This window comes from Stenotrophomonas sp. SY1, assembly GCF_021202945.1.
In the GTDB taxonomy this organism is placed as follows: Bacteria; Pseudomonadota; Gammaproteobacteria; order Xanthomonadales; family Xanthomonadaceae; genus Stenotrophomonas.
In genome coordinates this window covers 176,177-193,738 of record NZ_JAJOYR010000001.1, presented here as the reverse complement: position 1 = coordinate 193,738, position 17,562 = coordinate 176,177, and the positions used below count along the sequence as shown (strand labels likewise).

Annotated in this window: 16 protein-coding genes; 4 read left to right on the top strand and 12 right to left on the bottom strand. The window is 65.5% G+C overall.

Annotation, left to right across the window (positions count from 1 at the left end; genetic code table 11):
* Positions 1-75: 75 nt before the first annotated feature.
* From LR961_RS00745 to LR961_RS00710, 8 genes are all read right to left on the bottom strand, one after another.
* Positions 76-1,059, bottom strand: coding sequence for a diguanylate cyclase (locus LR961_RS00745; protein ID WP_232146520.1), 984 nt, complete (start codon positions 1,057-1,059; stop codon positions 76-78).
* Positions 1,056-1,637, bottom strand: coding sequence for a chemotaxis protein CheB (locus LR961_RS00740; RefSeq protein ID WP_232146519.1), 582 nt, complete (start codon positions 1,635-1,637; stop codon positions 1,056-1,058). The genes LR961_RS00745 and LR961_RS00740 overlap by 4 nt, the downstream gene beginning before the upstream one ends.
* Entirely contained in the window at positions 1,634-2,500 is an 867-nt protein-coding gene (locus LR961_RS00735) for a CheR family methyltransferase (RefSeq protein ID WP_232146518.1), read from the bottom strand. The genes LR961_RS00740 and LR961_RS00735 overlap by 4 nt, the downstream gene beginning before the upstream one ends.
* Positions 2,485-6,075 (bottom strand): response regulator, encoded by a 3,591-nt coding sequence (locus LR961_RS00730; protein WP_232146517.1) that lies wholly within the window; start codon positions 6,073-6,075, stop codon positions 2,485-2,487. Before LR961_RS00730 ends, LR961_RS00735 begins: the two co-directional genes overlap by 16 nt.
* A gap of 98 nt (positions 6,076-6,173) precedes the next feature.
* Positions 6,174-6,923 carry a twin-arginine translocase subunit TatC gene (gene tatC, locus LR961_RS00725; RefSeq protein ID WP_232146516.1) on the bottom strand — a complete coding sequence of 250 codons (750 nt, stop codon included), beginning with the start codon at positions 6,921-6,923 and terminating at the stop codon, positions 6,174-6,176.
* A complete protein-coding gene (tatB, locus tag LR961_RS00720; protein WP_232146515.1) occupies positions 6,920-7,390 on the bottom strand; it encodes a Sec-independent protein translocase protein TatB in 471 nt (156 codons plus the stop codon). The genes tatC and tatB overlap by 4 nt, the downstream gene beginning before the upstream one ends.
* Positions 7,391-7,405: 15 nt before the next feature.
* Positions 7,406-7,633, bottom strand: coding sequence for a Sec-independent protein translocase subunit TatA (gene tatA, locus LR961_RS00715; RefSeq protein ID WP_232146514.1), 228 nt, complete (start codon positions 7,631-7,633; stop codon positions 7,406-7,408).
* Positions 7,634-7,706: 73 nt separating this feature from the next.
* Positions 7,707-8,606, bottom strand: coding sequence for a lipid-binding SYLF domain-containing protein (locus tag LR961_RS00710; protein ID WP_232146513.1), 900 nt, complete (start codon positions 8,604-8,606; stop codon positions 7,707-7,709).
* Between the two features lie 184 nt (positions 8,607-8,790).
* Between LR961_RS00710 and hemH the strand changes: the two genes are divergently transcribed.
* From hemH to LR961_RS00695, 3 genes are all read left to right on the top strand, one after another.
* Positions 8,791-9,753 carry a ferrochelatase gene (gene hemH / locus LR961_RS00705; RefSeq protein WP_232146512.1) on the top strand — a complete coding sequence of 321 codons (963 nt, stop codon included), beginning with the start codon at positions 8,791-8,793 and terminating at the stop codon, positions 9,751-9,753.
* Positions 9,750-10,610 (top strand): alpha/beta hydrolase, encoded by an 861-nt coding sequence (locus LR961_RS00700; RefSeq protein WP_232146511.1) that lies wholly within the window; start codon positions 9,750-9,752, stop codon positions 10,608-10,610. The genes hemH and LR961_RS00700 overlap by 4 nt, the downstream gene beginning before the upstream one ends.
* A gap of 684 nt (positions 10,611-11,294) precedes the next feature.
* Positions 11,295-13,127, top strand: a complete 1,833-nt coding sequence (locus LR961_RS00695) for a methyl-accepting chemotaxis protein (protein WP_269670522.1) — start codon at positions 11,295-11,297, stop codon at positions 13,125-13,127.
* A 175-nt stretch (positions 13,128-13,302) separates the two neighbouring features.
* On the opposite strand, the gene LR961_RS00690 is transcribed toward LR961_RS00695, so the two are convergent.
* The 3 genes from LR961_RS00690 to ttcA form a co-directional block, all read right to left on the bottom strand.
* Positions 13,303-14,100 carry a SprT family zinc-dependent metalloprotease gene (locus tag LR961_RS00690; RefSeq protein ID WP_232146510.1) on the bottom strand — a complete coding sequence of 266 codons (798 nt, stop codon included), beginning with the start codon at positions 14,098-14,100 and terminating at the stop codon, positions 13,303-13,305.
* 53 nt (positions 14,101-14,153) lie between these two features.
* Positions 14,154-15,062, bottom strand: a complete 909-nt coding sequence (locus tag LR961_RS00685) for a recombination-associated protein RdgC (protein WP_232146509.1) — start codon at positions 15,060-15,062, stop codon at positions 14,154-14,156.
* A 108-nt stretch (positions 15,063-15,170) separates the two neighbouring features.
* Positions 15,171-16,070 carry a tRNA 2-thiocytidine(32) synthetase TtcA gene (ttcA, locus tag LR961_RS00680; protein ID WP_232146508.1) on the bottom strand — a complete coding sequence of 300 codons (900 nt, stop codon included), beginning with the start codon at positions 16,068-16,070 and terminating at the stop codon, positions 15,171-15,173.
* Positions 16,071-16,139: 69 nt separating this feature from the next.
* Between ttcA and LR961_RS00675 the strand changes: the two genes are divergently transcribed.
* Complete coding sequence (locus LR961_RS00675) at positions 16,140-16,343, top strand: YdcH family protein (protein ID WP_232149129.1); 204 nt, start codon at positions 16,140-16,142, stop codon at positions 16,341-16,343.
* 82 nt (positions 16,344-16,425) lie between these two features.
* Here the strand turns inward: LR961_RS00675 and LR961_RS00670 are convergent, their stop codons facing one another.
* Positions 16,426-17,550, bottom strand: coding sequence for a PAS domain-containing protein (locus LR961_RS00670; RefSeq protein WP_232146507.1), 1,125 nt, complete (start codon positions 17,548-17,550; stop codon positions 16,426-16,428).
* Positions 17,551-17,562: the final 12 nt, after the last annotated feature.

Sequence of the window (17,562 nt, the reverse complement as noted above, 5' to 3'; positions counted from 1 at the left end):
TGACGGGTCAAGCAACGCGGTGATCACCTTCGCCGCTGTTGCCGCTGCCACGTTCCTCGTGCTGTGCTGCGCGCCCTAACCCTTGCGCTTGATCAGGTACATCGCCTGGTCGGCTGCATGCAGCAACGCATCCACCTCGGCGCCATCGACCGGATAGGCCGCCAGGCCGATGCTGGCGCCAATGGACAGCATCACTTCCTGGCCGTCGCGCTGGTAGCTCATCGGCGTCAGCAGCGCCGCACGCACCCGCTCGAGCAGGCGGTGTGCGTCCTGGATGTCTTCCAACTCCTCCAGCACCAGCGCGAACTCATCGCCCCCCAGACGCGCCACGGTGTCGTTCTCGCGCAGGGTGCTGCACAGCCGCGCAGCCAGTTCCACCAGCAGCGCATCGCCGGCACCGTGCCCCCAGGTGTCGTTGACATCCTTGAAACGATCCACGTCCACGTACACCAGCGCGAACATGCCGCCGTGGCGTGACGCACGATGGTGCGCGCTTTGCAGCCGGTCCATGAACAGCGCGCGGTTGGGCAGGCCGGTGAGCATGTCGTGCATGGCCAGATGGCGCATCTCCTGCTCCATCTGCTTGCGCTGCTCCACTTCGATCTCCAGCTGGCGGTTGCGCTCGGACAGTTCGCTCAGCGCATCACGCAACGCTACCCGGTGCCGGTACAACTCCAGAAACACCTGCACCTTGGACAACAGGATGGTCGCTTCCAGCGGCTTGGCCATGTAGTCCACCGCACCGAAGCCGTAGCCCTTGAGCCGGTGCACATCGTCGGCGTAGGTGGCAGTGACGAAGATGATCGGCGTCTGCCGGGTGCTCTCTTCCTGCGACAGGATCTCGGCCACTTCAAAGCCGTTGATGTCCGGCATGTAGACGTCCAGCAGCACCAGCGCGAACTCATCATCCAGTGTGGCCTTCAGTGCATCGTTGCCGCAGCTGGCTTCGACCACATCCACATCCAGCTTGGCCAGAACGCGGCGGATCACCAGCAGGTTGGCCGGGTTGTCGTCCACCGCCAGGATTTTCGGTCGCGGCGCGGTAACGGGCTTGGTCACGAGCATAGGGTTTCCAGCAAGGGGGAAATTTCGGAAAGAGGCAGGCAGTGGTCGGCACCGGCCCGTTCGCGCGCAGCGGCCGGCATCATCGGCACCTGCGCGGTGTCCGGGTCCTGCACGATCAGAGTGCCGCCACATTGGCGGACCCGCAGGCTGCCTTCGGCACCGTCGGCGTTGGCGCCGGTCAGCAGCAATGCGAGCACGCGATCGCGCCACACTTCTGCCGCCGATTCAAACAACACATCAATGGACGGCCGCGAAAACGCCACGCGTGGATCCACGCTCAAGGCAAAGCGGCCGTCACGCTCGATCAGCAGGTGATAGCCGGCCGGTGCCACGTAGACCACGCCCGGCGCCGGCAGTTGCCGTTCCTCGGCCTCCTGTACCGGCAGCCCGCTGCGGCTCTGCAGCAGTTCGCAGAAGGTGCGCATGTCTTCCGAGCCGCTGTGGCAGACCACCACCATCGGCACCGGCAACGGCGCATGCAGCCCGCCCAGCAACTGGTGCAGTGCCGACAAGCCACCTGCCGAGCACCCCACCACCAGCACCTGCGGCCTGGATTTCGGACCGCTGCTCAAGGCATTGCCCCGGCATTGCGATACAACCGCAGCTCCGCATCCAGCGGCACGAAATCGCGGGCGCTGGGTGCGAAGCGGATCGACTCGCGGTTGCCCAGGCACAGCACGCCGCCACGTACCAGGCTGTTGCGGAACAGGCCCAGTACGCGGTCCTGCAACGCATCGGAAAAGTAGATCAGCACGTTGCGACACAGGATCAGCTGCGCTTCGCAGAACACCCCGTCGCAGACAAGGTTGTGGTTGGCGAAGGTCACCCGCTCGCGCAGCCGTGCATCGAGCTTCATGAAGTCGTAGCGTGCGTGGTAGTAGTCCGAAAGCGTGTGCCGGCCACCAGCGGCCAGGTAGTTCTCCGAGTACAAGCGCGCGTCGCGGATTGGAAAGATGCCTTCCTGTGCGCGTGCCAGTGCCTCGTCACTGAAGTCGGTGGCGTAGATCTGGCAGCGGTCATACAGGCCGGCTTCCTTGAGCAGGATCGCCAGTGAATAGACCTCCTGTCCATGCGCGCAGCCGGCCTGCCAGATGTTTATCTGCGGGTACGAAGCCAGCAGCGGAAACACTTCGTCGCGCAGCTTCCGGAACACTGCCGGGTTGCGGAACATTTCCGACACCGGCACCGACAGCCGCGACACCACCTGCGCCACCATTGCATCGTCACGCAGCACGCGCGCGGTCAGCTCGCCGACGTGCTGCACCGACAGCGCCGGTACCAGCGACTGCACGCGTCGCTTCAGCGACGCCGGCGCATAACCGCTGAAATCGTAACCGTGGCGCCGCGACATGGCCTGGACGAAGGCGTCGACTTCGATGTCGTCGATCTCATCGCGACCGGCCGGCATGTTGGATGTGCCTACTTCTGCAGCCATACGCGCATCATCGACAGCAGTTTGTCCAGGTCCACCGGCTTGGTCAGGTAATCATTGGTGCCGGCATCCAGGCATTTGTCACGATCACCGTGCATGGCCTTGGCGGTGACGGCGATGATCGGCAGGTTGGCCCACTGCGCACGCTTGCGGATCTCGCGGGTGGTTTCGTAGCCATCCATGCCCGGCATCATGATGTCCATCAACACCAGCTCGATGCCCTCGTTTTCCTGCAACTGCTGCAGGGCCTTGTAGCCGTCCTGGGCCATGCTCACGTTCATTCCGCGCGCGCGCAGCGACTTGGACAGGGCAAACAGGTTGCGCATGTCGTCATCGACCAGCAGCACCTGGCGGCCGGCGAGGTTCTGGTCGTCCGATGGTGTGGCGCCGGCACCGCGCGAACCGATGCTGTGCAGGAACAGGCTCACCTCATCGAGCAGCCGCTCGGGCGAGCGCTGGCCCTTGATCACGATGCTGTCGGTGTACTGGCGCAGCTTGAGGCTGTCCTCGCGGCTGAGCTCCTGGCCGGAATAGATCACCACCGGCGGCACCGCCACCAGCGTGGCGGCCTTTTCCAGGAACTCCACGCCGGAGATGCCGCCCAGATTGAGATCCAGCACGATGCAGTCGTAACTGTGGGTGGCGATGCGCTCCAGTGCCTGCTCGCCGGAGGCAACCTGGTCGATCTCCACGTTGTCGGCCTGCAGCAGGTGGGTCAGCGCCAACCGCGAATCATCATCGTCATCGACCAGCAGCAGCTTGCGCACGATCTTGCCGGCCACTTCCAGCAGGTGATCGAAGGCGGCGATCAATGCCTTGCGGTCCACCGGCTTGGTCAGGTAACCCACCGCACCCAGCGCAACGCCCTTGGCCGCCTCGTCCACGGCTGAAATGAAATGCACCGGTATGGCAGCCGTCACCGGCTCGTGCTTGAGGTGCTGCAGCACCGACCAGCCATCCATGCCCGGCAGCATCACATCCAGCAGGATGCCGGTGGGGCGATAGCGGCGCGCCAGTTCCAGGCCGCTTTCGCCATCGGCCGCAGCCAGCGCGCGGTGGCCCTTGCGGCGGATCAGGTCCACCAGGATGCGCGCGAATGCGGGGTCGTCCTCGATGGTGAGGATGACCGTTTCACCGGCGGCGATGGCATGGCGGTCATCGGCAATCCAGTCGATCAACGGTGCGCTGCTGGTGCGTACCCGCGGCCCTTCCGGGCGCCGTTCGACCGCCACTGGCAACGGCGCGGGGGCGGTCAATGTCGACAGCAGCGGCAACACCAGCGCGAAACTGCTGCCCTTGCCGTGCTCGCTGTCCACCACCAGTTCCCCACCCAGCAACTGCGCCAGGCGACGGGCGATGGCCAGGCCCAGGCCGCTGCCACCGTAATGCCGGCTGGTGCTCGAATCGACCTGCTCGAATGCCTCGAAGATCGAATCCAGCCGCTCTTCGGGAATGCCGATGCCGGTGTCACGCACCGCCAGCACCAGGTGCTGCGTGTCGGCGGCCGCACCGATGCGGGTCCGCATCGCGCTGTCGGCCACGGCCAGGTGCAGCGTCACTTTGCCTTCGCGGGTGAACTTGAATGCATTGCCGAGCAGGTTGTTGAGCACCTGCAGCAACTTGGAGCGGTCGGTGATCAACGCATCGGGCACCGACGGATCGACATCGATGGCGAACTCCAACCGGCTCTCCATCGCCATATGGCGGAAATGGCGGATCACCTCGCGGGTGATCGCCTCGATGCGCACCTCCTCGCGATGCACATCCATCTTGCCGGCTTCGATCTTGGACAGGTCGAGGATGTCGTTGATCAGGCGCAGCAGGTTGGAACCCGAATCATGGATGACCGCCGCCGCCTCCACTTCCTCGACGTCCAGGTGGCCGCTCTCGTTCTCGGCCAGCTCCTTGGACAGGATCAGCAGGCTGTTGAGTGGCGTGCGCAGTTCGTGCGACATGTTGGCCAGGAAGTCGGTCTTGTACTGGCTGGCACGCGCCAGTTCCTGCGCCTTGAATTCGGTTTCGCGCTGCAGCACCTGCAGCACGTCCTTCTGCTCGTTGAGCACTTCGGTCTTCTGCCGCAGCTCCTCGTTGGAGGCCTGCAGCTCCTCGGCCTGCACGCGCAGCTCCTCTTCCGAGGCGGACAGGCGCTGGGCGTGTTCTTCCAGTTCGACCGTCTTGCCCTGCAGCTCCTCGTTGGTACTGCGCAGCTCTTCCTCCTGCGCCTGCAGGGCCGCCTGCGAACGCTGCAGCTCCTCGGCTTGGGCGCGGGTCTGCTCCAGCAGCAACCGGGTCTGCTGGATGCGACGGATGCTGTCCAGGCCCAGCGCCGCACGCGGCAGCATGTTGTCCAGGAAAGCTTCCTGGGTGGCACTGAACTGGCCGAAGGTGCCGAACTCCAGCACGCCCAGCAGCTGTCCGTTGAGCAGCAGCGGTATTGCCAGCAACTGACGCGGCGGCGCTTCACCCAGCGCCGAATGCACGCCGAAGAATTCGTCCGGCACCTGCTCCACGCTGATGCGCTGTCGCTCCAGCGCCGCCTGGCCGATCAGTCCATCACCCAGCCCGTAACGCAGCCCCAGGTGCTTGCGTCGCTGGAATCCATAGCTGCCCTGCAGACGCAGGTCCTGCTGGTCCTCGTCCCAGGCGAAGAACACGCCGATGGGAGCACCGATGCGCGCTGCAAGCTGCGAGACCAGCGCCTGCCCATATGCCTCCGGCTCCTGGATCGCCTGCATGGCCGCCGTCACTTCGCCGACGCTTAGCTTGACCCAGTGTTCATCGCGCGAGGCCATCGAGTTGCGCCGGAACACTTCCAGCGCACGGGAAATGGCACCTATCTCGTCACCACGGCCCAGCCCATCGATCTCCACATCCAGGTCATCGTTGGATAGCCGCGTCATCTTCTCGGTGAGGCGGTTGATCGGCTGCACCACCAGCCGCGACATCATCCACAACGCACCGATGATGATCAGGAAGCCGACTGCAAGCAGCGCCAGCGATATCCGGTGTGCACGATCGATCCACGCACTCATGCGGCTGCGTTCGTCCAGCAGCATGGTCAATTCCGACTCGTAGATACCGTCCAGCGCTGCGGCCAGCGCGTTGCCCTGGCCACGGTTGCTGACCGCATGCAGACGTTGCAGCGGCGTCATTGCCAGCGCTTCACCGGCCACCGGACGCAGCACATTGGCCAATTCACTGTCCCAGACACTGGCCTGCGCCTGTACGTGTTGCAGCCGTTCAACCTGCGCCGGGTCGCCTGCGGCGATGGCCGCCACCAGCGCCTTGTCACGCAGCATGCGCTGCTGCTCCAACACCTCCAGCTGATTCTCGCCTTCGCCCAACAGCTGGTTGCGCAGCGTGATCTGCTGCAGGCGCACCGCCTGCATGGCCGCTCCCACCTGACGGATCACTTCGATCTGCCGGCCCTCGTGCCTGCGTGTGGCCTCGTCCTGCGCCGAGGTCCGGTAACTGACCACGCCTTCAGCCAGAAAACACAGGAACACCAACGCAAAGGCTGCCAACATCTTGCCAAGCAACGAAACGTTGCCGATCCAACCGCCGTTCTTATTCGTCATGCAATCCCCCTTGCCGCGCCTACGCCTGCCCGATCAACGCGCAGCCAGATTTGGGCCAGAAGGTAACGCAGAACCCCGTCAGGTGCTGACAGGTCTATTCAGGAAGCGGCTGTCTTGTCCTGGTCACGCGGCAGCAACCAACGTGAGGCATGGATGCCCAGCTCGTAGAGGATGCACATGGGAATGGCCAGCATCAGCTGCGACACCACGTCCGGCGGCGTCAGGATCGCGGCGAGCACGAAGATGCCCACCACCGCGTAGCCACGCCCATCACGCAGCTGCTGCGGGCTGACCCAACCCAGCAGCACCAGGATCACCATCGCCACCGGCAGCTCGAAGCTGAAACCGAAGGCGAAGAAAATGGCCAGCACGAAATCCAGGTAGGCGGTGGCGTCCGGGGTAATGGCGATCACGTCCGGGCGGAACGTGGTCAGGAAATGGAACACCGCCGGCAGCACCAGGAAGTACGCGAACGCACAGCCGATGTAGAACAGCGCCACCGCCGAGCCCAGCAAGGGCACAGCCAGGCGTTTCTCGCGCGCATACAGGCCCGGCTTCACGAATGCCCAGGCCTGGTACAGCAGCCAGGGCACAGCCACGAACACGGCGGCGAAGAAGGTCAGCTTCAACGGTGCGAAGAACGCACCGGCCGGGTTGGTGGCGATCATCGTCTGCCCGGCAGGCAGCTGCGACACCAGCGGCGTGGCCAGGTGGTGATACAGCGTGCGTGAGAACGGCAGCAGCGCCAGCAGCACCACGCCCAGCCCGAGCAGGCCGCGCACCAGGCGCGCGCGCAGCTCGATCAGGTGCTCGATCAACGGGCTTTCATTGAAACTGGAATCGCTCATTGCGGCCGCTCCGGCGTGGCTTCGGCGCTGTTGGCCGGTTCGGCATCGGCGGGGGCCGGCGCGGGGACTTCGTCCAGCGCGATGGCGCGATTGAGTTGTTCCGGCGCCGGCTCGGCCAAGGCGATCGGCCGCGGCTCGATCACCGTTTCAGCCACCGGTGCGGCGGCGTCAGCCGGACGCTCGACTTCCTGCTTGAAGGCATCCGCCTCGCCCTGCACGCTGCGGGCCTGGTCGCGCAGCTCGGTTCCGGCCTGCTGCATCGACTGGCGCACATCCTGCAGATTGCGCTTGATTTCCTCGGCGTGCAGTTCGCGTTCCAGCTCCTGCTTGACCGAATCCCATTGGCCACGGGCACGCCGCACCCACAGGCCGGCAAAGCGCGCCGCCTTGGGCAGACGCTCCGGACCCAGCACCACCAATGCCACTACCGCAATCAGCAGCAGCTCACTGAAACCAATATCGAACACGCCCGGTACTCCGGATCAGCGTGCTTGATTGTCGTGCTCGGACTGCTTTTCCTGGCTGTTCTCGGCCTTGGCCGATTCATCGCCCAGCTGAGCTGCCGGCTTGTCCTGGTCGCGCATGCCCTTCTTGAATTCCTTGACCGCGCTGCCAAGGTCCTTGGCGCCGCTGGTCAAGCGCTTGGTGCCAAACACCAGCAGGACGATGACCAGCACGACCAACCAGTGCCAGATGCTGAAACTGCCCATGATCCGCTCGCGTTATTTGTGGAAGGTGGGTGAGCATAGCGCACCGGGCATTACCCGATCGCTATGCCAAAGGTCAGTTGCCGCCATCGAGCGATTCGGTGCGGATTTCGCCTTCGCTCACCGGCTGGAAACCCTGCTGCGGCGCAGCCTGCGCCGGCGCCGACTGAATGGGCGCGGTGGTGGCGGTATCGGCGCCTTCGGCGACCGGAGCCTGAACGCTGACCGGTGCAGCGCGATTGGCCGAGGCCACAACCGGCGCGGCGGCGCCCTGCGTGCCGCGCTTCTGGCGCGCTGCGTAGGTGGATTCTTCCAGGCGGTCACGGAATGCCACCACATCACTGGAAGGTGCAGCAGTCAGGCGGCTTTCGATGATCATGCGCGGCGTGGTGCCCTGGCCGTAGGCATCGAGGTTGGCGGCATCATCAATCTGCAGCACCGCGCCATCCAGCGCCACGCCGGCAAACAGGCCGCGCGCGCGCGACCACGACCAGATCTCAGCCTTGAGCTGGCCGTCAGTGGCGGCAGCGGCGTTGCGGCCGACCGGGCCGGCAGCCACACCGGCATCGGCGCCGAGGGTGAACTTGCCGTTCACGATGTTGTCCAGGCTGCGGTCATTGCGGAACACCAGGATCACGTCCGAGGACTGCACGCCGGCCTGGAAGCCGATGCTGCCGCCGGTGAGCTTGATGAACACCGGGTTGGACCAGCTGCCATCGGCCGTCTTGACCGACATCAGGCCATGGCCACGACGTCCGCCCAGCACCAGGCCAGCCTTGATCGTGTCGGGAATGACCACGACCGCGCGGCCTTCATCGAGCAGCTTGTCGGGAATGGCCTGCTCGGGAATATCCTGGATTTCAGCCAGTACCCGCACCGCATTGCGGGCGCGCTGGTCTTCCTTGGGGCCGGCAAGCGCAGTGGCGGACAACAGGCTCGCGGACAGCAACAGGACAAGGCACGGCAGGCGGCGCATGGTGAACTCCGTAGGTCGATACACGGGAAGATAACGCAAGTGCCTGAAATTAGGGCTGCCGCTATGAATCGGTGGTGAGTGGCAGGGCCCGGAGCCAGTGATCATCCGTGAGAAGTGAAAGGCAGGGCAGCCCGGATGCCTGCACATTTCCTCCTCAGCGGCGTTACCTGCGAAAATGCGCGTCATGTCCGACGCACCCACCACCGCGTTGCTCGCGGTCAACCTAGGCACGCCCGAGACACCCACCGCCCCGGCGGTACGTCGCTACCTGGCCGAGTTCCTCGGCGATCGGCGCGTGGTGTCCATTCCCCCTTTGCTGTGGAAGCCTTTGCTGCATGGGCTGATCCTGCCGCTGCGCGCCGGCCGCTCGGCGGAAAAATACGCACAGATATGGATGCCTGAAGGCTCGCCGCTGGCCGTCCATACCCATCGCCTGACCAGGAACATCCAGCACGAAATGCCGCAGTGGCGCGTGCGCGATGCCATGCGCTACGGCCGCCCGGCCCTGCAACCGGCGCTGGATGCACTGGCCGCCGAAGGCATGCGCCGCATCGTGATACTGCCGTTGTATCCGCAGTACTCCACCACCACCACCGCTTCGGTCGAGGATTGCGTGCAGCAATGGCAGGCACGCAACCCGCAGGTGAAGGTGGAGCTGATCCGTGACTACGCCGAAGACCCGCAGTGGGTTGCCGCCGTGGCGGCGTCCATCGCCTCGCATTGGCAACAGCACGGGCGTGGCGAAAAATTGATGTTCTCCTTCCACGGCATTCCGCAGCGGCTGGCCGATGCCGGTGACCCCTACCCGCTGCGCTGCCAAGCCAGTGCCCAGGCCATCGCTGCGGCGCTGGGCCTGTCCGATGACCAATGGACGCTGGCCTACCAGTCACGCTTTGGTCGCGAACGCTGGCTGGAACCCTATGCCGAACCGACGCTCTGGGCGATGGCCGAGAGCGGCATCAAGAGCATCGACGTGGTCTGCCCCGGCTTTGCCACTGACTGCCTGGAAACGCTGGAGGAAGTCGCGATGGGCTTCTCCGCCAGCCTGACCGCACGCGGCGCGCACATGCGCTACATCCCCTGCCTGAACGATGCGCCGGCGCATGCCCGTGCATTGGCGGCACTGGCAACGGCACAGACGACATGAACGCCACCGCATTCGAACTGCAGCTGGGCGAGCAACGCGTCGCCGGCCTGCGCGCAGGCACACCGAGCGGGTTGAAGGTACTGGCCCTGCACGGCTGGCTGGACAATGCCGCCAGCTTCCTGCCGCTGGCCGAACAGCTGCCGATGCTCGACATCGCCATGGTCGACCTGCCCGGCCACGGCTTCAGCGACCACCTGCCGCTGACCACGCCGTACACCACGCCACAGGCCATCGTGCAGACGCTGGCCATCGCCGACGCACTGGGCTGGGAGCGTTTCGTGTTGCTGGGCCACTCGATGGGCGCGGCCATCGCCAGCCTGGTTGCGGCCGTTGCCGGGGAGCGGGTGCAGGCGTTGGTGTCGATCGAAGCGCTGGGTGGCCTGGCTGCACCGGCCAACGAAACCGTGCAACGGCTGCGCGCCCACGTCGACGCGGCGATGAAGCTCGATGCCAAACAGCTGCGCGTGTTTCCCGACCTGGCCGCGCCGGTACGCGCGCGGATGATGGTCAACCAGCTCAGTGAAAGCTCGGCGCGCCTGCTGGTGGAGCGCGGTGTGCAACCGGTCGAAGGCGGCTGGACCTGGCGCAGTGATCCACGACTGATGCTGCCCACCGCGGTACGCATGACCGAAGACCAGGTCTGCGACGTGGTCAGCACCATCCAATGCCCGGTGCAGGTGATCTACGCCACCCCGGCGCAGCCGTACTTCCCCGAACCCGAACGCAGCCAGCGTGCGGCGCTGCTGCCCGACGGCCGTCTGCACACGCTGGCCGGCCACCATCATGTGCACATGGACGATCCGCAGGCAGTGGCCAGCATCATCGTCGACTTCATCGCCACGCTGCCGGGCACGTAGCCTGCGGCCTGGCGACTGGATAGCGGCACTTGGCAACAACGGCATCGCGCATGCCGGCCGCCCTGCAGGAGCGGCGTGAGCCGCGAAGCCGGCAAAGCATCCGGGCAGGACGCGCCTGCAACTGCACCCGGAAATCGAGGTTCGCAACAGCGGCGTGGTGCAAACCGGTCGTTGTAGGAGCGGCTTCAGCCGCGAAGCCAGAGATGTGTGGGTGCCGAACAAATTGCAATTGCAGATGCCTCGTCGCGGATGCATTGCCGGCTTCGCGGCTCACGCCGCTCCTACAGAAGCAATCACTCCACGCGCACAGGCAGGATTTCAGCTCCCGCCACATCACAACGTCCACTGCAACGTTCAGTAGTGCCGCCACCGGCCGATAACACGGTGATGATCGTCATGGAGCTGTTGTGACGCAGGCCATTCCGGCCCTGTGCATCCCGCCGTCGTATGTCTGCTCCCGCTTTGTTCTGGCCCATGGTTTCCGGGGCCAGGCCCTCCTGCCACGCGGCAACACTCGCCACGCGCCATCGCCGTGAAGGCGCAGCGCGGGCGTTTCCCCTTCCCGTTTCCACTCCATCCGGGCGTTGGCCACTGCCAGCACGCCCGCTTGCCGTTGTGCTCGCTGCCCGTATCCAACCCGCAGCTGTTTTCTTGTCCTGTTGTTGCTGTTGAACCGGAGTTCGCATGTCCCCCCGCCCGCTTCCCGCCACCCGACCAACCCCTCCCCGCCGCCAGTCACCTGCCCGCATTCTGTTTCACCCGCTGTTGCTGCTCGGCCTGCCGCTGGGTGCGGCCTGGCTGGCGCTGGCGTCATGGACGGGGCACTGGTTGCCGGTGATGGCGGTGGGCGTGCTGTCGCTGGGCGCGCCGATGTGGCTGGCACTGCGCGACCGGGCTCGGATGCGCAGCCTCGGCGCGGCACCGGCCCGGCTGCGTGCGATGGTCGATGCCATCGGCAGCGGCCAGCCGCTCGCGGTGACGGACGATATCGCGCCGGGCACGCTGGCCGAAAGCGTGATGCGCATGCAGGCGCAACTGCACGAACGCCAGCAGCGCGATCAGGCAGCGCACGAGGAAAACAGCCAGATCCGCGCATCGCTGGACGCCTCGCGCACCGGCATGATGATCGCCGACAACCAGCACATCATCCGCTACGTGAACCACTCGGTCGTGGCCCTGCTGCGCAACCAGCAGGCCACGCTGCGCAAGGCCTTCCCCGATTTCGACGTGGACACGCTGATCGGCAGCAGCATCCACCGCTTCCATGCCAACCCCTCGCGCATCCGGGGCATGCTTGACCAGTTGCAGCAGCAGCACATCGGCCGCATCCAGATCGGCGATGTGCATTTCAGCCAGGTGGTGACGCCGGTGTTCAATGCCGACGGCAGCCGCGGCGGCTTTGCGGTGGAGTGGCACGACCGCACCGAGGAACTGGCGCTGGAGAACAGCGTGGCCGGCATCGTCGCCGCCGCCACGGCCGGCGACCTGAGCCAGCGCCTGCAACCGGTCGCCAAGGCCGGCTTCATCCAGACCTTGACCACCGGCATCAACCAGTTGCTGGATACGGTGGCCGGTGCCACCGGCGAGATCCGGGCGATGCTCGCCGCACTGGCCGAAGGCGACCTGGACCATCGCATCACCGGCAATCATGCCGGCGACTTCGAGGCGATGAAGCGCGATGCCAACCTCACCGCCGAACGACTGACCGCGATCATCGGGCAGATCACCCAGTGCTCTCTGTCGATCACCACCGCCGCGCGTGAGATCGCAAGCGGCAACGACGACCTGTCGCGCCGCACCGAGCAGCAGGCTGCCAACCTGGAAGAAACCGCCGCTTCGATGGAGGAGCTGACCGCCACCGTGCGCCAGAACGCAGAGTCGGCACGTCACGCCAATACCCTGGCCAATGGCGCCGCCAACGTGGCCGCGCGCGGCGGCGAGGTGGTTGGACAGGTGGTGACCACCATGCAGGCCATCGAACAGTCTTCGCACCGCATCGCCGAGATCATTTCGGTGATCGACGGCATCGCGTTCCAGACCAACATCCTGGCGTTGAACGCGGCGGTGGAAGCGGCACGTGCCGGCGAACAGGGCCGCGGTTTCGCCGTGGTGGCCACGGAAGTGCGTGCGCTGGCACAGCGCTCGGCCACGGCCGCGCGCGAGATCAAGCAGCTGATCGACGACTCGATGGGCAAGGTCGATGACGGCGCCGCGCTGGTCGCACGCGCCGGCAGCACGATGGGCGAGATTGTCGCCGCCGTGCAGGAAGTCACCGAACTGATGACGCGCATTGCCGGGGCTTCACAGGAGCAGTCCTCCGGTATCGAGCAGGTCAATCACACCGTCATGCAGATGGATGAAACCACCCAGCAGAATGCCGCGCTGGTGGAAGAAGCCAGCGCGGCAGCGCGCGCGATGGAACAGCAGGCCGATGCACTTTCCGGAGCGGTTTCCGTGTTCCGTTATTCGGACGGTTGCGAGGCGGACGTGCAGGCGCCAGTGCGACGGGTTGGCTGATGTTCTGAACTGCGTGGTAGGTTGTCTTTCCGGCCTCCCCGCGCCTTTGGCGTGGAGGCGGAAGTAGCCCACGCGCCCTGTCGGTTGGCAGCAATGCCGCTCCTGTCTGCTTGCCTGGCCGTGGGCAGGGGAGGGCTGGCGAGAGCCAGAACAATTGGCGACCACAACCCGGCGATCACGCCGCGTCGCGCACCTGCAACAACTGATGCAACGTGCCCTTCAACCTGCGCCCTTCCACGCGCAGGTAGTCGCGCTCCTGCTCCCAGTGCGGAAAGCGCGCTTCCACCTCGGCCCAGAACGCGGGCGAGTGGTTGGCCTGCATCAGATGACACAACTCGTGCACCAGCACGTATTCGAAGGCCGACGGGCGACCCAGCACCAGCGCCAGGTCCAGCGCCATCGAACCATCCGGCGCCAGTGAGCCCCATTGCGAGGACATCACCTTCAGCCGCAGCCGTGCCGGCGCACGCGGCAGGCCCGGCAGGTACTTCGGCAACCAATGGCCGACATCGGCACGGGTCTGCGCTTCGTAGAACTCACGCAGCGCGCGGCGCAGGGCCGGCTCGCCGGCACGCGAAGGCAGCTGGATGCAGATGCCTTCGGCGTCGGTTTCAACGCGGGTGAAACGGCCTTCCTGCCAGCGCACCGGCAGCAGTTCGCCACGCAGCGGCAACATGCCCGCCTCACGCAGCCGCAACGGCGGTGCCAGCAGGCCGTCGCCACCGAAGCGCGCCAGCTGCTGTTGCAGCCACTGGCGATTGGCCTGCAGGAAACGTTCGCCGGAAACCAGGCTCGCGCGCAGCGGCAAGGTCAGCCGCGCGCCACGCTCATCAACGCTGAGCTTGAGCCTGCGCGCACGCGGGTCGCGCACGCGCAGCACATCGATCTCGGCATCGTCCAGACGCAGGCGCACCGTGTCGCGCTGGATCACCGGCGCGGTGGGTGTGAGCAGACGACGGAACAAGCGGACCATGTGCACAGCATAGTCCCTGCCCGATGACAGGAAGGGACCGGCCGATTACCGGTTCAGCTATCGGCCTTGCTGAGCTTGAACGCCTGTTCCAGCAGCAGGAACAAACGACGGATCTCACCGCTCTGCAGGGCAAAGCGTGCGTCCAGTTCGGCGCGACGGCCTTCCTCGTCGATGTGCTCCAGCTGGTCCAGCGCACCGTCCAGGAACTTGAGCTTGCGCACGATCAGGTCGTCGCCAAGCACGAAGGACAGGTTGTCCTCGAAGATCAGCGCCAGCTTGGTGACCTGCTTGCCGGCGTCCAGGTGCTTGTCGATCTCGTCGCAGCGCAGTTCCTGGTGCTGGCACTTGACCACCGCGCCGCCCTCGGCCGGGTCCTTCATCTCGCACTCTTCGCCCAGGCTCAGGCCTTCGGGCAGCGGCTCGCCGGCAATCCATGCGGTCAGGATCGAACGCGGCGCGACCTCCGCATTCAGCGGCATCGCCGGGAAGCTGCCGAGCATGCCGCGGATGTCGCTCATCACGTTCTCGCCGGTCTTGCGGCTGGAGCTGTCCACGGCGACGTAGCCGTGCTGCAGGTCCAGGAAGGCATCGGTACGCGAGCTTTTGACGAAGGCGCGCGGCAGCAGTTCATGCAGCAGGTCGTCCTTCATGCGCTTGCGCTCGCGGCCACCGGGCTTGCGGCCTTCCTTTTCCTCGATCTCTTCGAGCTTGCGCGCCAGCAGGTCGTTGACCACCACGCTGGGCAGGATCTTGTCTTCGCCGCCGACGGTCAGCCACAGCGCGTCACCGATGCGGTGCGAGAACTGCTGCTTCTCTTCACGACCGAACGGCGAGATGAAACCGCGCGAGGTCATTTCCAGTGCGCCAACCGGCTTGAGCACCACGTTCGGCAGCAGCGTATCGACTTCGGAAAAATCAATGGAGGTGGGAAAACGGAACAGCGTGAGGTTCTTGAAAAACATGAATTGGGTGCCGGAGAAGAATGGGAATGAGGGGAAATGAAAGGGAGAAACAGAAAATGAAAGCGGGGCGCGGGCGGAACGATCAGAAACCGGTCAGGACAACGGGAATCACGATTCCCCGCTCCCTGTTTCCGGCCATCCGCTCCCTGGCGATGCATCGGCCAGTGACGCGGGGCCCTGGCGGCCCAGCCCCATGAAATCAAACAACGCCGGATCGGCCATCTGCGAAGGACGGATGGCGCTTTGCGCACGTGCGATCTGTTCGACGCGGCCGGGATGCTCCCGGTCCCATTGCTGCATCATCGCGCCGACCTGCCGGCGCTGCAGGTTTTCCTGGCTGCCGCACAGGTTGCAGGGAATGATCGGGAACTGGCGCGCGGCGGCGTACGCGATGATGTCGCTTTCACGCACATACGCCAGCGGGCGGATCACCACGTGCTTGCCATCGTCGCTGAGCAGCTTGGGCGGCATTCCGGATATCTGGGCGTGGTGGAACAGGTTCATCAGGAACGTCGCGACGATGTCGTCACGGTGATGGCCCAGCGCGATCTTGGTGAAGCCGTGCCGCGCGGCGTGGTTGTACAGCGCGCCACGTCGCAGCCGCGAACACAGCGAGCACATCGTCTTGCCCTCCGGGATCACCCGGCTGACGACTGAATAGGTGTCCTGCTCGATGATCTGGAATGGCACGCCGAGCGAAGCCAGGTACCCAGGCAACACATGCTCCGGGAAACCGGGCTGCTTCTGGTCCAGGTTCACCGCCACCAGCTCGAAGGGTACCGGCGCCTTCTTCTGGAGCTGCAGCAGGATGTCCAGCAGCGTGTAGCTGTCCTTGCCGCCGGACAGGCAGACCATCACCTTGTCGCCGGCTTCGATCATCCCGAAGTCGGCGATGGCTTCGCCCACCTGGCGCCGCAACCGCCTGCCGAGCGCATGGTGCTCGCGTTCGGTCACGCGCGGGTCGGTCACGCGCGACACCGGATCAGGCAGGGGAAGGACAGCACTCATTGCCCGCATTCTACCGGCTCGGGGATGCCCCCTCTCGCCGGTCACGGCAACCGGGTATGCTCATCGCCTGTGGAGACCCTGACACCCGCCGAGATCAGTGAACGTATCGCCCAGCTGCGGACCGAGCACCGCGAGCTGGACGAACGCATCGCGCGCCTTGCCGCCAATCCGGACGACGAGCTGGATGCCAAGCGGTTGAAACGGCGCAAGCTCCAGCTCAAGGACTGCATCATCAAGCTGGAATGCATGTTGATCCCCGACGAGCCGGCCTGAGCCAGCCGTCACGCACGTGTCTTCCCGGCCTCGGAGCGATGGCGCTGCCAGGCAGGGGCACTCAATCCGGTACAGGCAACAATCAGCCTTCGGCCGTCGCCGCGACTGCCGCAACCAGGCGCACCAGGCTTGCCTGACCGTGCTCGCCGGTCTTGTCATAGATGGTCTTGAGCCGGCTCAACGCGGTCCCCGAGGTGACCCCGCACTCGCGCGCGGCGGCACCAACATCGGCATGCCGGAACAATGCCAGCGCCAGGCGCGATTCGGCTTCGGTCAATCCGAACAGACGGCGCAACGCCGGTTCCAGCGCAACCGAGGCCTGTCTCACTTCGCGGGCAAACACGAGCAGGGCACCCTGCTCCTGCGGTGACCACTGCACCAATCGGTGCGCGGTCACCACCAGGCAGGGCCGTTCGTCGGCATCGCGCAGGACCAGCTTCTCCACTTCACCACCGGTCAGCTGGCTGGTGCCACGCAGCGCGCGTTGCAGCAGTGCATGCAGGCCGGCGCGGGCGCGGCCGTTCACGGTCAGCACCGCAGCCTCACGTCGCAGCATGCCCGCGCCGAGCAGCCGCTCGGCAGCGGCATTGGTGCGGCAGATGGACAGGTCCGGCTTCAGCAGGAACATCGCCAGCGGGGAGTGGTCCAGCGCCTGTTCCAGCGTTGCCACACGATGTTCCAGCCCGCCCAGCCGCCGCAGCATCGCGTAGGCATTGATCCAGTGCGGGGTCAGCGCGCGCAGCAGGCCCAACTCGGCTTCGCCGTACCTGCGCCTGACGTCGCCGTGGCACAAGGACAGGGTCACGGAATTGCTGCCGTCATACATCCCTACCGACGCCACCTGCTGCACGATGTCCAGCTTGCGGTAGTAGTTGTTGAAGAAGCCGCTGCGCAGTGCCTCGGCGCGCGGAACAAAGTCGTCGCTGTCGAGCACCCGGCCAATGGCCAGTTGCGGGGTGACGCGTTGCATCCACGGATCATCACGCAGGTCCACTTCAGCCAGCAGCCCCGCCAGCCGCTCGTTGTCCACGCCGTGGATGTGGCTGACCTGGCCACGGCCGCCGGCGACATCGTGGATCAGTACACCGGTGATGTGGCTGTCGGTGGCTTCGGCCAAGCGCCGATTGAAGGTTTCCAGTGCGGAGATATCCAGCACCGAGGCATACAGGGACTCCAGCAGATCGCCGAGGGCGGGACGCTCAGGCATTGGGCCAGGCCC

Bases quoted from the DNA above. Each gene is read 5' to 3' on its own strand.
- LR961_RS00735 (WP_232146518.1), bottom strand. From the start codon at position 2,500: ATGGCTGCAGAAGTAGGCACATCCAACATGCCGGCCGGTCGCGATGAG.
- LR961_RS00730 (WP_232146517.1), bottom strand. From the start codon at position 6,075: ATGACGAATAAGAACGGCGGTTGGATCGGCAACGTTTCGTTGCTTGGC.
- tatC (WP_232146516.1), bottom strand. From the start codon at position 6,923: ATGAGCGATTCCAGTTTCAATGAAAGCCCGTTGATCGAGCACCTGATC.
- tatA (WP_232146514.1), bottom strand. From the start codon at position 7,633: ATGGGCAGTTTCAGCATCTGGCACTGGTTGGTCGTGCTGGTCATCGTC.
- LR961_RS00710 (WP_232146513.1), bottom strand. From the start codon at position 8,606: ATGCGCCGCCTGCCGTGCCTTGTCCTGTTGCTGTCCGCGAGCCTGTTG.
- hemH (WP_232146512.1), top strand. From the start codon at position 8,791: ATGTCCGACGCACCCACCACCGCGTTGCTCGCGGTCAACCTAGGCACG.
- LR961_RS00700 (WP_232146511.1), top strand. From the start codon at position 9,750: ATGAACGCCACCGCATTCGAACTGCAGCTGGGCGAGCAACGCGTCGCC.
- LR961_RS00695 (WP_269670522.1), top strand. From the start codon at position 11,295: ATGTCCCCCCGCCCGCTTCCCGCCACCCGACCAACCCCTCCCCGCCGC.
- LR961_RS00690 (WP_232146510.1), bottom strand. From the start codon at position 14,100: ATGGTCCGCTTGTTCCGTCGTCTGCTCACACCCACCGCGCCGGTGATC.
- LR961_RS00685 (WP_232146509.1), bottom strand. From the start codon at position 15,062: ATGTTTTTCAAGAACCTCACGCTGTTCCGTTTTCCCACCTCCATTGAT.
- ttcA (WP_232146508.1), bottom strand. From the start codon at position 16,070: ATGAGTGCTGTCCTTCCCCTGCCTGATCCGGTGTCGCGCGTGACCGAC.
- LR961_RS00670 (WP_232146507.1), bottom strand. From the start codon at position 17,550: ATGCCTGAGCGTCCCGCCCTCGGCGATCTGCTGGAGTCCCTGTATGCC.